The organism is Micromonospora sp. NPDC005163, from assembly GCF_053599835.1.
This window is the reverse complement of record NZ_JBSFYP010000014.1, coordinates 74,102-92,049: the sequence shown is the minus strand read 5'-3', so window position 1 is coordinate 92,049 and position 17,948 is coordinate 74,102. Positions and strand designations below refer to the sequence as shown.

Genomic DNA, 17,948 nt, shown 5'->3' with positions numbered 1-17,948 from the left:
CAAGCCAACAGGCCGGTACCCGACAGCGGCGTCGGCGGTGATACTTCCTCTGACGCGACGCCGTGGGGGGCGTCGGTTCGCGAGTGGAGGGTGTCATCGCCGCGCAGTGTGGGCGCTGTGGACGTACGGCCGCCGACGGGGACCGCTTCTGCGGTGGCTGCGGCGCCGAGCTGGGTGCGGTCTGCCCGCACTGCCTGCGTCCGCTCGCCTCGGACGTCGCGTTCTGCACCTCGTGCGGGTCGCCCCGGCCGGGCGCGGACCGGCCGGGCACGGTCACCCCGCAGGAGGACCGCCGTCGGGTGAGCGTGCTCTTCGTCGACCTGATCGACTTCACCCCGTACGTGGAGCGGGCCGACCCGGAGCAGGTCCGCGGGATGCAGACGGGCTTCTTCTCGGCAGCCCGACGGGTGGTGGGCCAGTACGGCGGCGTGGTGGAGAAGTACATCGGTGACGCAGTGATGGCGCTGTTCGGCGCCCCGATCGCCACCGAGACCGACGCGTTGCGGTGCGTACGGGCCGGGCTGGAGCTGCAACGGGTGCTCACCCGGTTCGCACCCACCGGCAGCACCGAGCTGCGGTTCCGGGTCGGTGTGGCCACCGGTGAGGCACTTGTCGACGTGGCCGCCGCCCGCGACGGCGGGCAGGCGATCGTGGCTGGCGACGTGGTGAACACCGCCTCCCGGATGCAGTCGGTCGCGCCGCCGGGCGGGGTGCTGGTCTGCGGCACCACACACGCGCTGACCAAGGACGCGATCCGCTACGAGGAGCAGCCCCCGGTCACCCTGCGCGGCCGGTCGTCGCCGACCGAGGTGTGGCTCGCCCTGTCGCCGCTGCGCCGCCAGCCCACCGACCGGGAGCCGGACACCACGCCGCTGGTCGACCGGGAACACGAGCTGGGCATGCTGGTCAACGCGCTGCACCGGTCGCTGCGTGACCGCCTGCCGCAGGTGGTGACGATCTTCGGCCGGGCCGGCATCGGCAAGAGCCGGCTGCTGCGGGAGCTGTACCGGCACACGGGTCGGCTGGTGGACGAGCCGCTGACCTGGCGCACCGGGCGCTGCCCGCCGTTCGGGGAGAACGTCACGTTCGCCGCGCTCGCCGACATCGTCAAATCCGAGGCGGGCATCCTGGACACCGACCCGGCCGGCAGCGCGGCGCAGCGGTTGGCCGCCGCGGTCGGCGAGCTGATCGGCCCGGGCGAACGTGATCGGGTGGTGGACGCGCTGCGCCCGCTGGTCGGGTTGCCCGGCACGCCGCTGCCGGCCGAGGAGGCGGAGTCCGCGTGGCGGCGTTTCCTGCTGGCGCTGGCCGCCCGCCGCCCCACCGTGCTGGTCTTCGAGGACCTGCACTGGGCCGACGACGCGATGCTGCGCTTCGTGGAGCTGCTCGGCGCGGCGGCCCGTGAGGTGCCGCTGCTGCTGCTCTGCACCGCCCGCCCGGAGCTGGTCGACCGGGACCCGAGCTGGGCCGGCACCATCACCGGCTCGGTGACGATCACCCTGCCGCCGCTGCGCGACACCGGGATCGCCGCGCTGTACGCGCACCTGTTCGGCCAGGCGGCGTTCTCCGCCGACATGCTGAGCCCGCTGATCGAGGTGGCCGGCGGCAACCCGCTCTACGCCCACGAGTACGTCCGGATGCTGATCGAGCAGGGCGCGCTGCGCCAGTCCGGGCGGGGCTGGTCGCTGGACAAGCAGCTCGAGCTGACCATGCCGGAGAGCGTGCACGCGGTGATCGCCAACCGGGTGGACCTGCTGGACGCCAAGGACCGCGCGGTGCTGCTGGCCGCCTCGGTGGTCGGGGTGCAGTTCTGGCCCGGCGCGGTGGCCGCCGCGCTGGGACAGCAGGTCGAGTCGGTCGAGCGTTCGCTGCGCCGGCTGGAGCAGCGCGACTTCGTGCACGAGCAGGCGGCGTCGACGATGGCCGGGCAGGCGGAGTTCCGGTTCCGGCACGTCCTGGTGCGCGACGTCTGCTACCAGCGGCTGCCCCGCACCGAACGGGTGGCCCGGCACGAGCGGGCCGCGGACTGGCTCGACGCGCTGTCCCACAGCCGCGACACGGATCTGGCCGAGGTGCTCGCCCACCACCGCTGGGCGGCCCACGAGATCGCCCGTTCGCTCGGCATGGAGGTCCGGCGGTACGCCGGGCCGGCGCGGCAGGCGCTGCACCGCGCGGCCCGCCGGGCGTACGCGCTGCACGGGTTGGACGCGGCGGCCAGCCACGCGGGCCGGGCGCTCGGCCTGGCCGACGACAGCGACCCGGTGGGCCGGCTCCAGCTGGAGCTGCTGAGCACCGAGATCTCGTTCTACCGGGACGGCAACGCGTTCCTCTCCGGCGGTGGGCCGGATCAGGTGCACACCCTCGCCGACCGGCTGCTGGCCCACGGCGACGACGCCTGCTCGGCCCGGGCGTGGACCCTGCTCGGTCAGGCCGCCTGGCTGCGCGCCGACCGCGGCGACGCGCTGGCCTGCCTGGACCGCGCGGTGCAGCTGTTCGAGCCGCTGCCGGACACTGCCCAGAAGGCGGACGCGTACGCCGAGCTGGGTCGGTTGCACATGCTCAACTACGAGCGGGATCCGGCGGTGGCGGCGGCGGACACCGCCGCGGAGATCGCCGAGCGGCTGGGCCTGACCGAGACCCGCACCAACGCCCGGATCACCGCGGCCACCGCCCGCTACCAGTCCGGCGACCGGGTCGGCCTGGACGAGCTGCACGCGATCGTCGAGTTCAGCCGGGCCGGTCAGCTGCTCGCGCTGCCCCGGGCCACCCAGAACCTCGCGTGGGCGATCCGGGAGGAGGGCGACTGGCTGCGTTCCAACGCCCTGCTCTCGGCGGCGCCGGCCCGCACCGCCAGCGGCCAGACGTTGACCACCGGCTACTCGGCGGAGGCGATGCGCGCCTGGTTCGACGGCGACTTCGGCCGGCTGCTCACCGCGGCGGAGGCGTTCGTCGACACCCCGACCGGCAGTTGGGACATGCAGGTGCGAGGGCTGCGCTGCTGCCTGCTGGTGCTGCGCGACGACGAGGACCCGGACGACGTGGCCGACGCGTTGGACACCGCGCGGCGCAGCGGGTTCCACCGGCTGCACTGGACGATGCTGAGCATGGCCGCGCTGTGCCGGGCGCTGCAGGGCCGCGACGCCGAGGCGGCGGCGTTGATCGACGAGCTGGGCGGGTCCTGGTCGGCGGTGCCGGCGCTGGCCAGCGGGGAGTGGATCGCCGCCGCCGCGTACGCCGCCGCACTGGCCGGCCGGGACGCCGCGGTGCGGGTCCGGGCGATGCTGGACCGGGTCGGCCACCGGACGCCCTGGTCGGAGGCGGCGTTGCGGACCGTGACGGCGGCCCTGGCCGCGGCCGACGGCGACCACCGGCGCTCGGCCGAGCTGCACCTGGCCGCCGCCGAGACCTACGGCCGGATTCCGGACGTCAGCGACCGGCTGCTGGCGCTGGCGCTCGCGGCGGCGGAGCTGACCCGCGCCGGTGACCCGGCGGCCGCCCGGGTGCCGCGCGCCGAGGTACGCACCTTCGCGTTGCGCAACGACGCCCCCGGGCTGCTCGCGCTGGCCGGCCGCCCGGTCGCCCCGGCGGGGCCGGCGGTCGCCTGCTGAGCGGGGTTCAGACGGCGATCGGGGTGGGGACGGGTTGGGGTTCCTTGAGCTTCTGCGCGTAGATGTCGACGTACTCGCGACCGGAGAGCTCCATCAACTCGTACATGATCTCGTCGGTGACCGCGCGCTCCACGAACCGGTCACCGGCCAGCCCGGCGTAGCGGGAGAAGTCCAGCGGGGCACCGAAGCGGATCTTCACCCGGGCGATCTTGGGGATGAGCTTGCCCGGGGGTTGGATCTCGTCGGCGTTGAGCATCACCACCGGCACCACCGACGCCCCGCTTTCCAGCGCGAGTCGAGCCACCCCGGTCTTGCCCCGGTAGAGCCGCCCGTCCGGGGAGCGGGTCCCCTCCGGGTAGATGCCGGCCACTCCCCCGGCACGCAGCACCTGCAACTGGGTGTCCAGCGCGGCGCGGGCCGCCCGGCCACCGGAGCGATCGACCGGGATGGTGCCGGTGCCGACGAAGAACATCCTGGTCAGCCAGCCCTTGATCCCCTTGCCGGTGAAGTACTCGGCCTTGGCCACGAACGTGACCTTTCGCGAGGTGATCAGCGGTGTGAAGATCGAGTCGGAGAAGGAGAGGTGATTGCTGGCCAGGATCACCGGGCCGGTCGCCGGCACGTTGTGCAGGCCCTCCACCTGCGGGCGGAAGATCAGCTTGAGCAGCGGACCGAGGATGACGTACTTCAACAGCCAGTACAGCACCGGCGTCCTTCCCGTGGCGTGGTCAGGACGGCGCCCGCGCACCCGGGCAGCGCTCGGCCGGGCGGTGCCGCCGTCGTCGTCGAGCCTACGAAGCGCGGGCCGCCCACCACAACGGACGCCTGGGCGGCTTCCGGTCGCGCCGGGCTAAAGATCGACTGACCTCGGGTCGACCCGTCCCCTGCCGCGCCCCTCGCAAGAACCGACAAAGGGGCACGGCCACCACCAGCAGCGGGAACGCTGACTTTGGAAGACGCGACACAACGCACTCCCGGAACCGGGTCCGGACGTGTCACGATTCAGAGCACGGCGTGCGGACGGGCGTCGAGGGGGCTGGGCGGCCGCGCCGGAAGGCGCGTTGAGGAGGATGTCCGGGTGTCAGCGGGTGGGGCCCGCCGGGGACGGCGGGACAACGGGCTCGACGCGAACGAGTACGCCGTCGCCGGCGACGTCGATCCGCGCGTGGGTGAGCACCTGCTCGACGTGCTGGCCGCCGGAGGGATCGCGGCCTACCTGCAACCCTCCGCCGACCTCAATCCGGTCACCCGCACCACCACCGTCCCGGCCCGCCCGGTCGACCGGCTGTACGTCGACCGCTCGCACCTGACCACCGCACGGGACTACCTCACCCAGCTCGCCGACGAGACCGCCCCGGAGCAGCCACCGGCCCCTGACGAGCCGGACATCGACGCCGAGTGGGCACGGATCGTCGCCGGCTTCCACACCACCTCGGCGGCGGGCGAGCACCCGTGGCCGGCCGCGGAGGACGTGGACGACCGGGCGGACCGGGACGAGCCGGCCGCCGGTCCGCTGGCCCGCTCCGGCGCGGACGAGGCCGGGCCGACCGCCACCGACGTCCGCCGGCTACCGTCCGCCACCGACATCTCCGGGATCTCGATCGGGCGCGGCGTCCGGCCGGATGAGCCGTCGCTGCTGGACGGGCTGGACACCTTCGGCGCGGACCTGCCCGACGACGAGGATGAGGAGGGCTACCACCCGCCTCCGCCGCCGCCGCTGCCCCGGTTCTCCAAGTACGCGGTGGTCGGCACGCTCGCCGTGGTCGTCGGGTTCGTGCTCTTCCTCTTCCCGTCGCTGCTCCCGATCGACCGTTCGGCGGTCACCCTGTTCGGGTTCACCGGCATCCTGGCCGGTTTCGTCACGCTGATCTGGCGGCTGCGCCCCGGCGACGAGGACGAGGACGACCCGGACAACGGCGCCGTCGTCTGAGCCGGCCCGCATCGCGGGACGCCACCGCCCCGCCCGTGACGTAACAGTGGTGTAACTTACTGTCAGTAGGAATACCGCCGTACGTCACTTCCCCGACTGACTGACCGGTTTTCCCTTGCTCGCGGCAGTCGGTCCTCTGCTGATCGGAATGCCCGAGATGCGACAGAGTTCCCTCGTGGTGGTGGCCAACCGCCTCCCCATCGACGACAGTGTGGTGCCCGACGGGGCCTGCGAATGGCGGCGCAGCCCTGGTGGGCTGGTCAGCGCGCTGCACCCGCTGCTGCGGCACACCCCGGCGACCTGGGTCGGCTGGGCGGGCGGCACCGGGCCCGCCCCCGCACTGCCGGACGTGGACGGCGTCCGCATGCACAGCGTTCCGCTCAGCCACGAGGACCTGCGCGACCACTACGAAGGATTCGCCAACGCCACCCTGTGGCCGCTCTACCACGACGCCGTCGAGCAGCCGCAGCACCACCGCCGGTGGTGGGAGGCGTACCAGCGGGTCAACCAGCGCTTCGCCGAGGCGACCGCAGAGGTGGCCGAGCCGGGCGGGGTGGTCTGGGTGCAGGACTACCACCTGCACCTGGTCCCCGGTCTGCTCCGCGCGCTCCGACCGGACCTGCGCATCGGGTTCTTCCTGCACGTGCCGTTCCCGCCGCCGGAGCTGTTCATGCAGCTGCCCCGTCGGGCCGAGCTGCTACGCGGCATGCTCGGCGCCGACCTGGTCGGCTTCCAGCGAGCCCAGGCGGCGCACAACTTCGCCCAGCTGGTGACCAAGGTGCTGGAGCTGCCGGCCACCGACCGGCGGATCGGGATCGACGACCGGGTGGTGCGCATCGGCGCGTTCCCGGTCTCCATCGACACCGCCGAGATGGCCGCGCTCGCCGCCCGCCCCGAGGTGGCCGCCCGGGCCCGCCGGCTGCGCCAGGACCTCGGCGACCCCCGGCGGGTCATCCTCAGCGTGGACCGGATGGACTACACCAAGGGCATCGAACAGCGGCTCAAGGCGTACAGCGAACTGCTCGCCAGCGGCGACGTCAAGGTCCGCGACACGGTGCTGGTGCAGGTCGCGATGCCGAGCCGGGAACGCGTCGGCCAGTACCAGATCCTGCGCGAGCGGATCGAGCGCGAGGTCGGCCGGATCAACGGCGAGTTCGGCCGGGTCGGCGAGCCGGCCATCCACTACCTCACCCAACCCTTCGACCGGGCCGAGCTGGCCGCGCTCTACCGGGTCGCCGACGTGATGGCGGTGACCCCGCTGCGGGACGGGATGAACCTGGTCGCCAAGGAGTACGTCGCCGCCCGGGTGGACGACGCGGGGGCGTTGCTGCTCAGCGAGTTCGCCGGCACCGCCGCCGAACTGTCCCAGGCGTACCTGGTCAACCCGCACGACCTGGAGGGGCTCAAGCAGGGGCTGCGCGCGGCGCTGCGGGCCAGCCCGGCCGACGTCGCGGAACGGATGCGGGCCATGCGCGCCTACCTGCACCAGCACGACATCCGGGCCTGGGCCGGCTCCTACCTGAGCGCGCTGGACGAGAGCGGCGCCCTGGTCAGCCGCCTGACCGGCACCGACGGCACCACCCGGATGCCGGCCCCGGCGCCCCGGGCCGCCCCGGCCGGCAGCGCGGCCACCCGCCACGCGGGCGGCTGACCGGCGCGCGCCGGCCGGACGCGGACCGCTCAGTGCGCCGCCGGCTCCTTCTCCAACCAGTCCAGGATCGCGTCGATCGGCTCCGCCCACCGCGCGTCCAGCATCAGGTCGTGGCCCATCCCGGGAAAGAGCAGCGGGGCCGAGCCGTACCGGCGGGCCACCCGGTTCAACGTCGACGTCGGCACCACCCGGTCGTCCGGGCTGCCCAGCACCAGCACCGGGGGCGCACCCACGGCCGGCTCGGCCTCCGGCTCGCCCAGCAGCGCCCACTGCGCCCGCCGGCTGGCCCGACCGAGCCGGGCGACGTGACGCCGGGCCTCCGCCTCAGGCAGCTCGCGGCTGAACAACTGGCCGCGGCTGAGCCGCAGCGGCCCACCGAACACCGCCGGCACCGTGCCGGACGGGTTGCGGCGCAACGCCGCGCCGAGCACACCCCAACCGCCGAAGACCGGCGCCACCAGCACGGCACTGCGCGCCGGGTAGCGGGCCAACGCGTGCGCCACCACCAGCGCCCCGGCGCCGTGCCCCACCAGCACCGCCTGGCGCGGCAGGCCCGCGGCCACCTGGACCACATCGTGGGCGTACGCCCGCAGCGTCGCCTCCGGCGCCGGCTCGCTGCCGCCGTGCCCGCGCAGGCTCACCGCGTACGACGGGAACCCCCGCGACGCCGCGTGCCCCAACCAGTGCTCCGCGAACGCCCACGCGCCGTGCCCGAACCCGGGCACGAAGAGCAGCGGCGGGCGCCCCTCCTCCAGCTCGGGGCTGGCGCTGAGCACCTCACGCCGGGCCGGCCGGACCGGGCGGGACCACTCCCGGCCGCGCATGATCCGCAGCTCACTGCTCGCGCTCACGGTGCCAGCCTTTCGTTCGCGACTGCGGGGCTCGCAAGCTCACTCCTCGCGCTCACTTGCCCTCCAGGTCGGTTAGGGCGCGCTGGACGGCGCGCAGGTAGTCGGCGTGACCGACCTCGAACCAGTGCCGGCTGCTCTCCTTGACCTGCGCGGAGTAGCGCTCCCCGGCCCGGTCGCGCACCCGCTGCGCGAACGCCGCCGCACGCTCCGGACGGTCCCGGCGGGCCTGCAGCAGCCGGGCGAAGAGCACCGTCTGCCAGTGCGACAGGGTGAACAGACCGGAGTCCGGCTGCACCAGGCCCGCGACCGCCAGCGTCGGATGCCCCGGGGTGAAGGCGTTGAGCCACAACGTGGGCCGGCCGACGCCGGCGCTGTCGCCGAACACCGAGGCGTCGAGGAACTCGAAACGCGGCAGGTAACCGGTGGCGAAGATGACCAGCTCGGGATCGATCTCGCGGCCGTCGGTCAGCTCCACCGCGTACGGGTGAAAGCGGGCGACGTCGGGCACCGGGCCGATCGCGCCGTGGCCCACGTAGTAGACGAGCTGGCTGTTCGCGATCGGGTGCGTCTCGTACACCCGGTGGTCGGGCTTGGGCAGGCCGAAGCGGGTCAGGTCGCCGACGGTCAGCCGCAGCGTCCAGTGGTAGAGCCACTGGCGCACCCGCAGCGGCACGCGCAGTGCCAGCAGAGAGTCGTTGACCTGGTCGGCGGGGCGGCCGAGCACGTACTTCGGCGCGTACCAGTAGCCGCGTCGGGTGGAGTGCCAGCACCGCGACGCCTGCTGGGCGGCCTCGACGGCGATGTCGCAGCCGGTGTTGCCGGCGCCCACCACCAGCACCCGCTTGCCCCGCAGCTGCGCCGGGTCCTTGTAGGACGACGCGTGCATGATCTCGCCGCGGAACTCCTCGAGCCCCTCGTAGCGGGGAAGCTTGGGCGACCAGTTGTGGCCGTTGGCGACCACCACGGCGGCGTACTGGGAGGTGCGCTCCGGCCCGTACCCGCCGGTGGAGCGGGTGGTCACGTCCCAGCGCTCCCCCGCGGCCGGCTCGACCCGGATCACCTCGGTGCCGAACCAGATGTGCGAGCGCAGGTCGAAGTGGTCGGCGTACCGCTCGAAGTACGAGAGCAGGTGGCTGTGGTGCGGGTAGTCCGGCCAGGAGTCCGGCATCGGGAAGTCGGGGAACTGGGTGAACGGCTTCGACGAGAGCAGGTGGGTGCTGGCGTACACCGGGCTGCGGTCGTGCCGCCAGTTCCAGGCGCCGCCGACGCCTGTCTCCCGCTCGTAGCAGTCCACGCCGAACCCGTGCTCGCGCAGGTTCTTGATGGCCGTCAGGCCGCTGGCCCCGGCCCCGATGACGCAGACCGTGTCGCCGCGGTCGGAGACCGGGCGGCCGTCGCGGCTCAGCGCGGACGGGGTCGTCTCCGGGTCGGGCCGGCCGTGGTCGGTGGAGGTGGACACCGGGACATCTCCTTTTGTGCGGCACGCGTGCCGGTCGCCGCGAAATCCTCTCCACATCGGAGCCGGATGTCCAGCCCCGGCGCGGACGGATCGGCGGTCGCGCCGGTCGGGGGTCAGCCGGTGGTGGGCAGCAGCAGGTCGACCAGGACCGGGAAGTGGTCGCTGGCCCGCCGGGTCTGCGGGGTGTCCACCACGTCGTAGTCGACCACGGTGATCCGCGGGTCGACGAAGAGCGCGTCGATACGCCGGCGGGGGTCGGCGCAGGAGTAGGTGAGCCGGTCGGCCCGGTCGGCCGCCACCGCGGCGTCGGTCAGCCCGCGCGCCACGGTCGCCCAGGCCGGCCCGTCCGGGCCCTCGTTGAGGTCCGCCCCGGCCACCACCGGGCTGCCCGCCGCGTCCAGGCCGCGCCTGAACTCGGCGGCCTGCGCGGGACGCTCGGTCGGATCGGTGGACAGGTGTGACCCGGCGAGGGTGAACCGGGCGTCGCCGACACGGCAGTCGGCGTACGCGGCGCCGCGCAGGTGCCGGCCGGGGGTGAGCGGGAAGCGCTGGCAGCGGGTGTCCCGCACCTGGACCCGCAGGCTGGTCAGCAACAGGTTGCCCAGCGCGGGCAGCCCGCCGGCGGCCACCACCAGGCCGAACGACTCGGCCAGCGAGGCGGACTTCTGCCGCCACCGGAACCGGCGCGGCCCCTCCTGCACGATCACCACGTCCGGCGTCACGGCGCGGACCACCGCCGCCAGCGCGGCGGTGTCGTCGCGCTGGCTGTGGATGTTGTACGACACCACGCGCAGTGGTACGCCGCCGGCCTCGCCCATTCCGGCTCGCCTCAGATCCGTCGGGCCAGGTCGGCGGCGCCGATCACCCCGGCGCTGTTGCCCAGTTCGGCGGGGAGCACCTCGGCCACCGGCAGGCGCCCGCGCTGGGCGAGCGCGTCGAGGTACGAGCGGCGCGCCGGGCCGAGCAGCAGGTCACCGGCCTCGACCACGCCGCCCCCGACGACCAGGGTCTGCGGGTCGAGGATCTGCGCCATGTCGGCGAGGCTGGTGCCCAGCCACCGGCCGATCTGCGCGAACGCCTCGGTGGAGACCGGGTCGCCGCCCTGAGCGGCGGTGGTCACCATGTGGCCGGTGATCGCCTCGGTCTCCCCGCCGGCCAGCTCCAGCAGCGCGGTGGCCCGCTGTGGCTCCTGCCGGGCGCCGGCCCGGGCGAAGCGGACCAGGGCACTGCCGCTGGCGTACTGCTCGATGCAGCCCAGCCGCCCGCAGCCGCACTGGTGCCCGTCCGGCACGGCCAGCATGTGGCCCAGTTCCGCGGCGACGCCGTGCGCGCCACGCAGCAGCTCGCCGCTCAGCACGATGCCACCGCCGACGCCGGTGCCGATGGTGAACATGACCATGGAGTCGTCGGCGTCCCGGGCCGCGCCGTAGCGGAACTCGGCCCAGGCGGCCACGTTGGCGTCGTTCTCCACGATCACCGGCAGGCCGACCGCCTTGCCGACGTACTCGCGCAGTGGCTCGTCCCGCCAGGCCAGGTTGGGGGCGAAGAGCACGGTCGAACGGTTGGCGTCGATCCAGCCGGCCGCGCCGATGCCGACGCCCTCGATCGTCCGTCCGGCAGCCAGCTCGCCGACCAGGTCGATGATGACGTCGCGGGTCTTGCCGACGTCATCGGCGGGAGTGTCCCGTCGGGTCTGCACGAGGACCGTGCCGGTGTCGTCCACGACACCGCCGGCCACCTTCGTGCCACCGACGTCGACTCCGATGGTCAGCGTCACCGCTGCCGCTCCCCTCTGCTGTGCTGTCCGGCCCGTGCGCCGGCGACACGCCGGTCCGGGTCGAGATGTCCCGCGCTCAGGCGACGTCGCCCGGTGCGGCCGCGCCGGTGTCGTCGGGTACCCGCGACGCGGGCACCACAGGTCGGTCGGTCGGCACGGGTGCGGCCACCGCCCCGGCCTCGTCGACGGGTGGTGCGGTGTCCGGGGCGAGTGGGTCCGCCGTCCGGGTGGCGACCGCCCAGACGTCCCGCTCCTGCGCCGGCTGAGAATCATGCCCGCTACGGGTGGCATCGCGCCACACGTGATCCTCGTCGGCCCCGGTGAACCGTTCAGCCGGCGTGGGCTCCGGGACGTCGGCGCCGGCGGCCGGGGCGGGCGCGGTGGCGGGTGCCGACGGACTGGCCTCGGGCGGCTCCGCCGGGGCGAACGCGCGGAGCAGGCTGGCCACGCCGGCCGCGAGGTCACCGGCGCCGGTGGCCAGCCGCTCGGCGAATTCCGGACTCGGGTCGCGCAACGCGGCGATGCCCCGACAAACCGGGCAGACGCAGCATTCGGCGGAACCGGTGGCGAAACCGCCACCGGCGCCGAAAGGACCACCGGGGGCGGCACTGTGACCGAGGACACCGGCCAGCATCCCGCCCAGCGGGCCCCACGCGCCGCCCGCCGAGCCGGCGGAGGCCAGCCGCGCCCCCGCGAGCAGGGTGGCGACCAGCCGCTCCGCCTCTTCCCGGGCCGAGCCCGGATCCGTTGCGCCCATGGTCGGCTCCTCTACCGTGCCGCCGTACGCGTCACTGCGCCGCACCGGATGCTTCTACCCGGTGCTTGAGCTGCTTCAACGCGGTATCCATGATCATTTTCTCGGCTTTGCGCCGGAACATGCCGAGCATTCCCACGGAAAGCTCGACCTCCAGCGTGTAGGTCACCGTGGTGCCGCCGTCCGGGTTGCCCACCAGGTCGTACGAACCGCGCTGGCTCTTCTGCATCTTCGAGGGCGCGACCAGGTGCCACTCGATCCGCGACAGGTCCTCGGCGTACTCGTAGGCGAGCACGTACTCGTCGGCCATCACCCTGGCGTCGATGGTGAAGCGCACCTGGCTGGCGTAGCCGTCCTCGTACTCCTCGATGACCTCGGCGCGACGCACCGCCTCGGTCCACTCCGGGTAGCGCGCGAAGTCGCAGATGACCGCCGTCACCCGATCCGGTGACGCGCCGATGATGATCGACTGGGTGGAGGAGTCCGCCATGGGGGGAGGCTACCCGGCGGGCACCGTCCACGTGCCGCGCCGCCCCCGCCGCGCCCGGCGGCGGGGCTCGACCCCCGCCGCACGCGGTAGGCCAACCACCACGAGGCCCGACCGACCCTCCTGCTTGTCCCACCCGACCCGACAGCCGGGTAGGTTTCGACAGAGCCGACGCCCGCGGTGGCGGCCGGCCCGGCCAGTGCGAGCACGAAGGAGTGCAGGTGCGCGAGTTCTCCGTTCCGCCGATCGTCACCGTTGGCGACGCGGCCAACCTCACCGATCCGGTCTGGGACAACGCCGAGGTCGCGCCGGATGCCGTGCAGTTCGCCCGCCGCACCCCGGCCGCAGACGGCACGGGCACCGCCTGGGCGGAGGTGACCTGCCGGCAGTTCCGTGACGAGGTGGTGACGGTGGCCGCCGGGCTGATCGCCGCCGGCATCCAGCCGGGCGCCCGGGTCGCGCTGATGAGCCGCACCCGCTACGAGTGGACGCTGCTGGACTACGCCATCTGGACGGCCGGTGCGGTCACCGTGCCGATCTACGAGACCTCCAGTTCCGAGCAGGCCGCCTGGATCCTCGCCGACTCCGGCGCGGTCGCCGTCGTGGTGGAGACCGACGCGCACGCCAGCCTGGTCACCGGCGTCCGGGACCGGCTGCCCGAGCTGAAGCACGTCTGGCAGATCGACCGGGGCGGGGTCGACGAGCTGGTCACGACCGGCGGCGCGGTCGAGCCGGCCGAGGTGGAACAGCGCCGCAAGGCGGTCCGCGCCGACGACCTGGCCACGATCATCTACACCAGCGGCACCACCGGCCGGCCCAAGGGCTGCGTGCTCACCCACCGCAACATGTACGCCGACATCGCCAACGCGGTGCCGGTGCTGCCGAACCTGTTCAACGCCGGTGCGGCCACCCTGCTCTTCCTGCCCCTGGCACACGCCTTCGCGCGGCTGATCCAGATCGGCGTGGTGCATGCCCGGGCCACCATGGCGCACTGCGCCGACACCAAGAACCTGGTCGCCGAGCTGCAGGAGTTCCGGCCGACCTTCGTGCTCTCCGTCCCCCGGGTGTTCGAGAAGGTCTACAACGCGGCCAAGCAGAAGGCCGAGGCCGACGGCAAGGGCGGCATCTTCGCCCGCGCCGAGCAGGTCGCCATCGCGTACAGCGAGGCGCTGGAGACCTCACGCGGGCCCGGCATGGCCCTGCGCGCCCAGCACGCGGTCTTCGACCGGCTGGTCTACGGCAAGCTGCGTGCCGCGCTCGGCGGCCGGTGCCGGGACGCCATCTCCGGCGGCGCACCGCTCGGCGCCCGGCTCGGCCACTTCTTCCGCGGCATCGGCGTGACGGTCCTGGAGGGCTACGGGCTGACCGAGACCTCGCCCGCCGCGGCGGCGAACCTGCCCACCGGCACCCGGATCGGCACCGTCGGCCGCCCGCTGCCCGGCGTGACCATCCGGATCGACGACGACGGCGAGATCCTGATCTCCGGCGATCTGATCTTCCAGGGCTACTGGCACAACGAGGCGGCGACCGCCGAGGCGCTCACCGCCGACGGCTGGTTCCGCACCGGCGACCTGGGCCAGCTCGACAACGACGGCTACCTCAGCATCACCGGCCGGAAGAAGGAGCTGATCGTGACCGCCGGCGGCAAGAACGTCGCCCCGGCGGTGCTGGAGGACCAGGTCCGGGCCCATCCCCTGATCAGCCAGTGCGTCGTGGTCGGCGACCGGCAGCCGTTCATCGCGGCGCTGGTCACCATCGACGAGGAGGCGTTGCCCGCCTGGCTGGAGTCGGCCGGGCTACCCGCCGACACCCGGGTCGAGGACCTGCGCGAACACGAGGGCCTGCGCTCGGAGATCCAGTCCGCGATCAAGAGCGCGAACCACGCCGTCTCCAAGGCCGAGGCGATCAAGGTGTTCCGGGTCCTGCCCCGCGACTTCACCGAGGCGACCGGCGAGCTGACCCCGTCGCTCAAGGTCAAGCGGCAGGTTGTCCACAAGACGTACGCGGCGGAGATCGCCGATATCTATCGCGGCTGACTACCATCCGTCACGTGCCCGCATCGACATCCGCCGCACCACACCCGCATCCCCTCGCCGCGGCCGCCCGCCTGGTGATGCTGGCGCTGGTCGCCATCCTGACCCTGTTCGCCACCCGCGACGTCACCCAGCTGTGGTGGATCGCGCTGCTGGCGTTCGCCGGGTTGCCCTCGCTGCTGGCCCCTCAGCACCGGCTGATCGGGCCGCTGAGCCGCGTGGCCGAGGTGGTGGTGCTGGGGCTGGCCGCGAGCCAGGTTGCCGCGGTCGCGTCGATCGGCGGCACGGTCGACGGGCTCGGCGCCTCGGCGGTGCTGCCCTACCTGGCGGTGCCGGTGACCGTCACCGCGCTGCGCCGCCGCTTCTCCGAGGGCGCCGCGCTGCTCGCGGTCACCGCCGCGACCCTGCTGGTCACCGGGGCGCTCACCGAGGTCGGTGGGGAGCGTCAGCTCGGCCAGCTCGGTTATCTCGCGGTCTGCGCGCAGTGGCTGATCCTCGCCGCGCTGGGGCTCTACGCCGCCGGCACGCTGCACCGGGTGATGGCGGTGCGCGGTGAGGGCAAGCCCCAGCCGTACGCCGAGGCGACCCGGCTGCTGACCCAGCTGCGCACGGTGGCCCGGCAGCTGCCCGGGGCGACCCTGGACCCGGGCGGCATCTCCGAGCACCTGCTCGAGGAGCTGCGCACGGTGGCCCGGGCGGACCGGGGCGCGGTGCTGTCGGCCAGCGGCGGCGGCCGGCTCGTGGTGCTCGCCCAGGCCGGGGTGGACCGGGTGGACTGGGAGACAACGCTGGACGCGGACTCGGCGATCGCCGACGCCTGGGCCAGTCAGCAGGCGCAGACCGCCGCCCGGTCGCAGTCCCGCTCGCACCGCGGTGGCGACGTCTCCGCGTTGATCGTTCCGCTGGTCGCCGGGGTGCGCACGGTGGGGCTGGTGGTGCTGGAGGCGGACGCCGCACACGCGTACCCGGCGCCGGTGGTGTCCCGGGTGACCGCGCTGACCCGGCCGGCCGCGCTGCGGCTGGAGGCGGCGCTGCTCTTCGACGAGGTCCGCTCCCTGGCCACCAACGAGGAGCGGCAGCGGCTGGCGCGGGAGATCCACGACGGGGTGGCGCAGGAGCTGGTGATGGTCGGCTACGGCATCGACAACGCCCTGGCCACCGTCTTCGACGACGCCGACGAGACCGCCGAGGCGCTGCGTACGCTGCGCGGCGAGGTGACCCGGGTGATCACCGAGCTGCGGCTGAGCCTGTTCGAGCTGCGCAGCGAGGTGGACCGGCAGGGCGGGCTGGCCGCGGCGATCGCCGAGTACGCGCGCACCGTGGGCGCCTCCGGCGGGCTGCGGGTGCACCTGTCGCTGGACGAGTCCACCGCGCGGCTGCCGGCGGCCACCGAGGCCGAGTTGCTGCGCATCGCGCAGGAGGCGGTCACCAACGCGCGCAAGCACGCCGGGGCCTCCAATCTCTGGGTCACCTGTGAGGTCGACCCCCCGTACGCGCAGATTGAAGTGTCGGATGACGGTCAGGGGATGGCTGACCAGCGGCCCGACGGGCGGTACGGTCTTGCGATCATGGCCGAGAGAGCGGAACGTATCCGGGGCCGGCTGGAGATCAGGCCCCGGCAACCGAGCGGCACGACCGTGGCGGTGGTTCTCGGCACCTCGCCCCGGCGCGGTAACCTGCGCGGTAGCGCAGCAGCAGAAGGGGAGTAACCCGAGGATGACCACCAGTCCGACACCGGCCACCCGCACCAAGGTCCTCCTTGTCGACGACCACGACCTTATTCGCAAGGGCCTGCGGCACGCCTTTGAGCGCGACCGTCAGTTCGAGGTCGTCGGTGAGGCCGCGACGGCGGCAGAGGGGGTACGCCAGGCCGGTGCGCTTCAGCCGGACGTGGTGATCATGGATCTCCGGCTGCCCGACGGCAGCGGCCTCGAGGCCACCCGGGCGCTGCGCAAGTCCAGCGCCTCGATGGGCATCGTGGTGCTGACCATGTACGCCGGCGACGACCAGCTCTTCGGTGCCCTGGAGGCCGGCGCGAGCGCCTTCGTGCCGAAGACCGCCCCGGCCGACGAGGTGGTGGCCGCCGCGCGGCACGCCGCCTCCTCGCCGAGCGCGTTCACGGCGGCCGACCTGGCCGAGGCGATGAAGCGCCGGCTCGCCCCGTCCGGTCCGCAGCTCTCCCCCCGTGAGGGGCAGGTCCTGCGGCTGCTCGCCGACGGGATGAGCGTGGCCGGCATCGCCAAGCAGTTGTTCGTCAGCGAGTCCACGGCCAAGACGCACATCTCCAAGCTGTACGAGAAGCTGGGTGCGGCCAACCGGGCGCAGGCGCTGATGACCGCGCTCCGGCTCGGACTGCTCGAGGCGCCAGACGCCCCGAAGTTCTGACCTGACCCCGCTCGTCGAGCGGGACGCCGCGACCGAAGGTCCGCGCCGGCTCCGGCCGGCGTGGACCTTCGCGTATCGACCGACGTCGGCGGGAACCTGGCGGCACGCTATGGTCTGGCGGGAACGTGGGGGGGCACAATACCCGCGCGGGCGACGACGCCCGCGTCGCGGACTCGAGGGGTGAGCGCATGCAGCGGCCGGACTGGGCACCCGACACCATCGACATCGAGCGCCCGAGCGTCGCGCGGATGTACGACTACTACCTCGGCGGCTCGCACAACTTCGCTGCCGACCGGGCGGCGGCGCAGGCGATGGTGGCCGCGGTGCCGGAGGCGCCGCTGATGGCCCAGGCCAACCGGGCGTTCCTGCGCCGGGCGGTGCACCACCTCGCCGAGTCCGGGATCCGGCAGTTCCTGGACATCGGCTCGGGCATCCCCACGGTCGGCAACGTGCACGAGATCGCCCAGCGGCTCGACCCGGAGTCACGGGTGGTCTATGTCGACGTCGACCCGGTGGCCGTGGCGCACAGCCGTGAGATCCTGGCCGGCAACGACCGGGCGGTGGTGGTGCAGGAGGACCTGCGGCGCCCGGAGAAGATCCTGACCCACCCGGACATCCGCAAACTGCTCGACCTGGACCAGCCGGTGGCCGTGATGATCGTGGCCGTGCTGCACTTCGTGTCCGACGAGGACCGTCCGGCGGATCTGCTGCGGACCCTGCGCGACGCGCTGGCCCCGGGCAGCTACCTGGTGCTGTCGCAGGCCAGCGACGACGGGCGCAGCCAGGACGAGCGGGCCGAGGCGGAGCGGGTCTACCGGCGTACCGACAACCCGCTCTGGGTCCGCAACCGGGCCGAGCTGACCGCGCTCTTCGACGGGTTCGAGCTTCTCGACCCGGGCGTGGTCTGGGTGCCGCAGTGGCGGCCGGACACCCCGGAGAGCGCGGAGGACGCCGAGCGTGCGGTCTTCATGGGCGGCGTCGGGCGCCTCGGTGGCTGAGTCGCCCGGGGCGAC

At 73.6% G+C, this 17,948-nt stretch carries 14 protein-coding genes; 7 read left to right on the top strand and 7 right to left on the bottom strand.

The genetic code is table 11. The annotated features are described in order from the left end of the window. Positions 1-83 precede the first annotated feature (83 nt). On the top strand, positions 84-3,608 hold the full coding sequence (locus ACWD6N_RS12730; protein WP_354965046.1) for an ATP-binding protein: 3,525 nt from the start codon (positions 84-86) through the stop codon (positions 3,606-3,608). Positions 3,609-3,615: 7 nt separating this feature from the next. Here ACWD6N_RS12730 and ACWD6N_RS12725 read toward each other — a convergent pair whose 3' ends face one another. Further along, positions 3,616-4,314 (bottom strand): lysophospholipid acyltransferase family protein, encoded by a 699-nt coding sequence (locus ACWD6N_RS12725; RefSeq protein ID WP_354965047.1) that lies wholly within the window; start codon positions 4,312-4,314, stop codon positions 3,616-3,618. A gap of 372 nt (positions 4,315-4,686) precedes the next feature. Between ACWD6N_RS12725 and ACWD6N_RS12720 the strand changes: the two genes are divergently transcribed. Together ACWD6N_RS12720 and ACWD6N_RS12715 are read left to right on the top strand one after the other, a co-directional pair. Beyond that, the gene (locus ACWD6N_RS12720; RefSeq protein ID WP_354965048.1) at positions 4,687-5,538 is read left to right on the top strand and encodes a DUF308 domain-containing protein; all 852 of its coding nucleotides are present in this window, start codon (positions 4,687-4,689) and stop codon (positions 5,536-5,538) included. A gap of 157 nt (positions 5,539-5,695) precedes the next feature. Further along, complete coding sequence (locus ACWD6N_RS12715; RefSeq protein WP_354965049.1) at positions 5,696-7,189, top strand: alpha,alpha-trehalose-phosphate synthase (UDP-forming); 1,494 nt, start codon at positions 5,696-5,698, stop codon at positions 7,187-7,189. 29 nt (positions 7,190-7,218) lie between these two features. Here the strand turns inward: ACWD6N_RS12715 and ACWD6N_RS12710 are convergent, their stop codons facing one another. From ACWD6N_RS12710 to ACWD6N_RS12685, 6 genes are all read right to left on the bottom strand, one after another. Beyond that, positions 7,219-8,013 (bottom strand): alpha/beta hydrolase, encoded by a 795-nt coding sequence (locus ACWD6N_RS12710; RefSeq protein WP_354965128.1) that lies wholly within the window; start codon positions 8,011-8,013, stop codon positions 7,219-7,221. Positions 8,014-8,092: 79 nt separating this feature from the next. Continuing rightward, complete coding sequence (locus ACWD6N_RS12705; protein WP_450004755.1) at positions 8,093-9,499, bottom strand: flavin-containing monooxygenase; 1,407 nt, start codon at positions 9,497-9,499, stop codon at positions 8,093-8,095. A gap of 113 nt (positions 9,500-9,612) precedes the next feature. Then, positions 9,613-10,317: an endonuclease/exonuclease/phosphatase family protein gene (locus tag ACWD6N_RS12700; RefSeq protein WP_354965051.1), complete on the bottom strand. Its 705-nt coding sequence runs from the start codon at positions 10,315-10,317 to the stop codon at positions 9,613-9,615. Positions 10,318-10,328: 11 nt separating this feature from the next. Continuing rightward, entirely contained in the window at positions 10,329-11,276 is a 948-nt protein-coding gene (locus tag ACWD6N_RS12695; RefSeq protein ID WP_354965052.1) for an ROK family glucokinase, read from the bottom strand. Between the two features lie 76 nt (positions 11,277-11,352). After that, on the bottom strand, positions 11,353-12,033 hold the full coding sequence (locus ACWD6N_RS12690; protein WP_354965053.1) for a hypothetical protein: 681 nt from the start codon (positions 12,031-12,033) through the stop codon (positions 11,353-11,355). Between the two features lie 31 nt (positions 12,034-12,064). After that, positions 12,065-12,520: an SRPBCC family protein gene (locus tag ACWD6N_RS12685; protein ID WP_354965054.1), complete on the bottom strand. Its 456-nt coding sequence runs from the start codon at positions 12,518-12,520 to the stop codon at positions 12,065-12,067. A gap of 218 nt (positions 12,521-12,738) precedes the next feature. On the opposite strand from ACWD6N_RS12685, the gene ACWD6N_RS12680 reads away from it, so the two are divergent. From ACWD6N_RS12680 to ACWD6N_RS12665, 4 genes are all read left to right on the top strand, one after another. Next, positions 12,739-14,553, top strand: a complete 1,815-nt coding sequence (locus ACWD6N_RS12680) for an AMP-dependent synthetase/ligase (RefSeq protein WP_354965055.1) — start codon at positions 12,739-12,741, stop codon at positions 14,551-14,553. 14 nt (positions 14,554-14,567) lie between these two features. Then, positions 14,568-16,259: a sensor histidine kinase gene (locus tag ACWD6N_RS12675; RefSeq protein WP_354965056.1), complete on the top strand. Its 1,692-nt coding sequence runs from the start codon at positions 14,568-14,570 to the stop codon at positions 16,257-16,259. A gap of 7 nt (positions 16,260-16,266) precedes the next feature. After that, complete coding sequence (locus ACWD6N_RS12670; protein ID WP_007072219.1) at positions 16,267-16,935, top strand: response regulator transcription factor; 669 nt, start codon at positions 16,267-16,269, stop codon at positions 16,933-16,935. A gap of 188 nt (positions 16,936-17,123) precedes the next feature. After that, entirely contained in the window at positions 17,124-17,933 is an 810-nt protein-coding gene (locus ACWD6N_RS12665; RefSeq protein WP_354965057.1) for an SAM-dependent methyltransferase, read from the top strand. Positions 17,934-17,948: the final 15 nt, after the last annotated feature.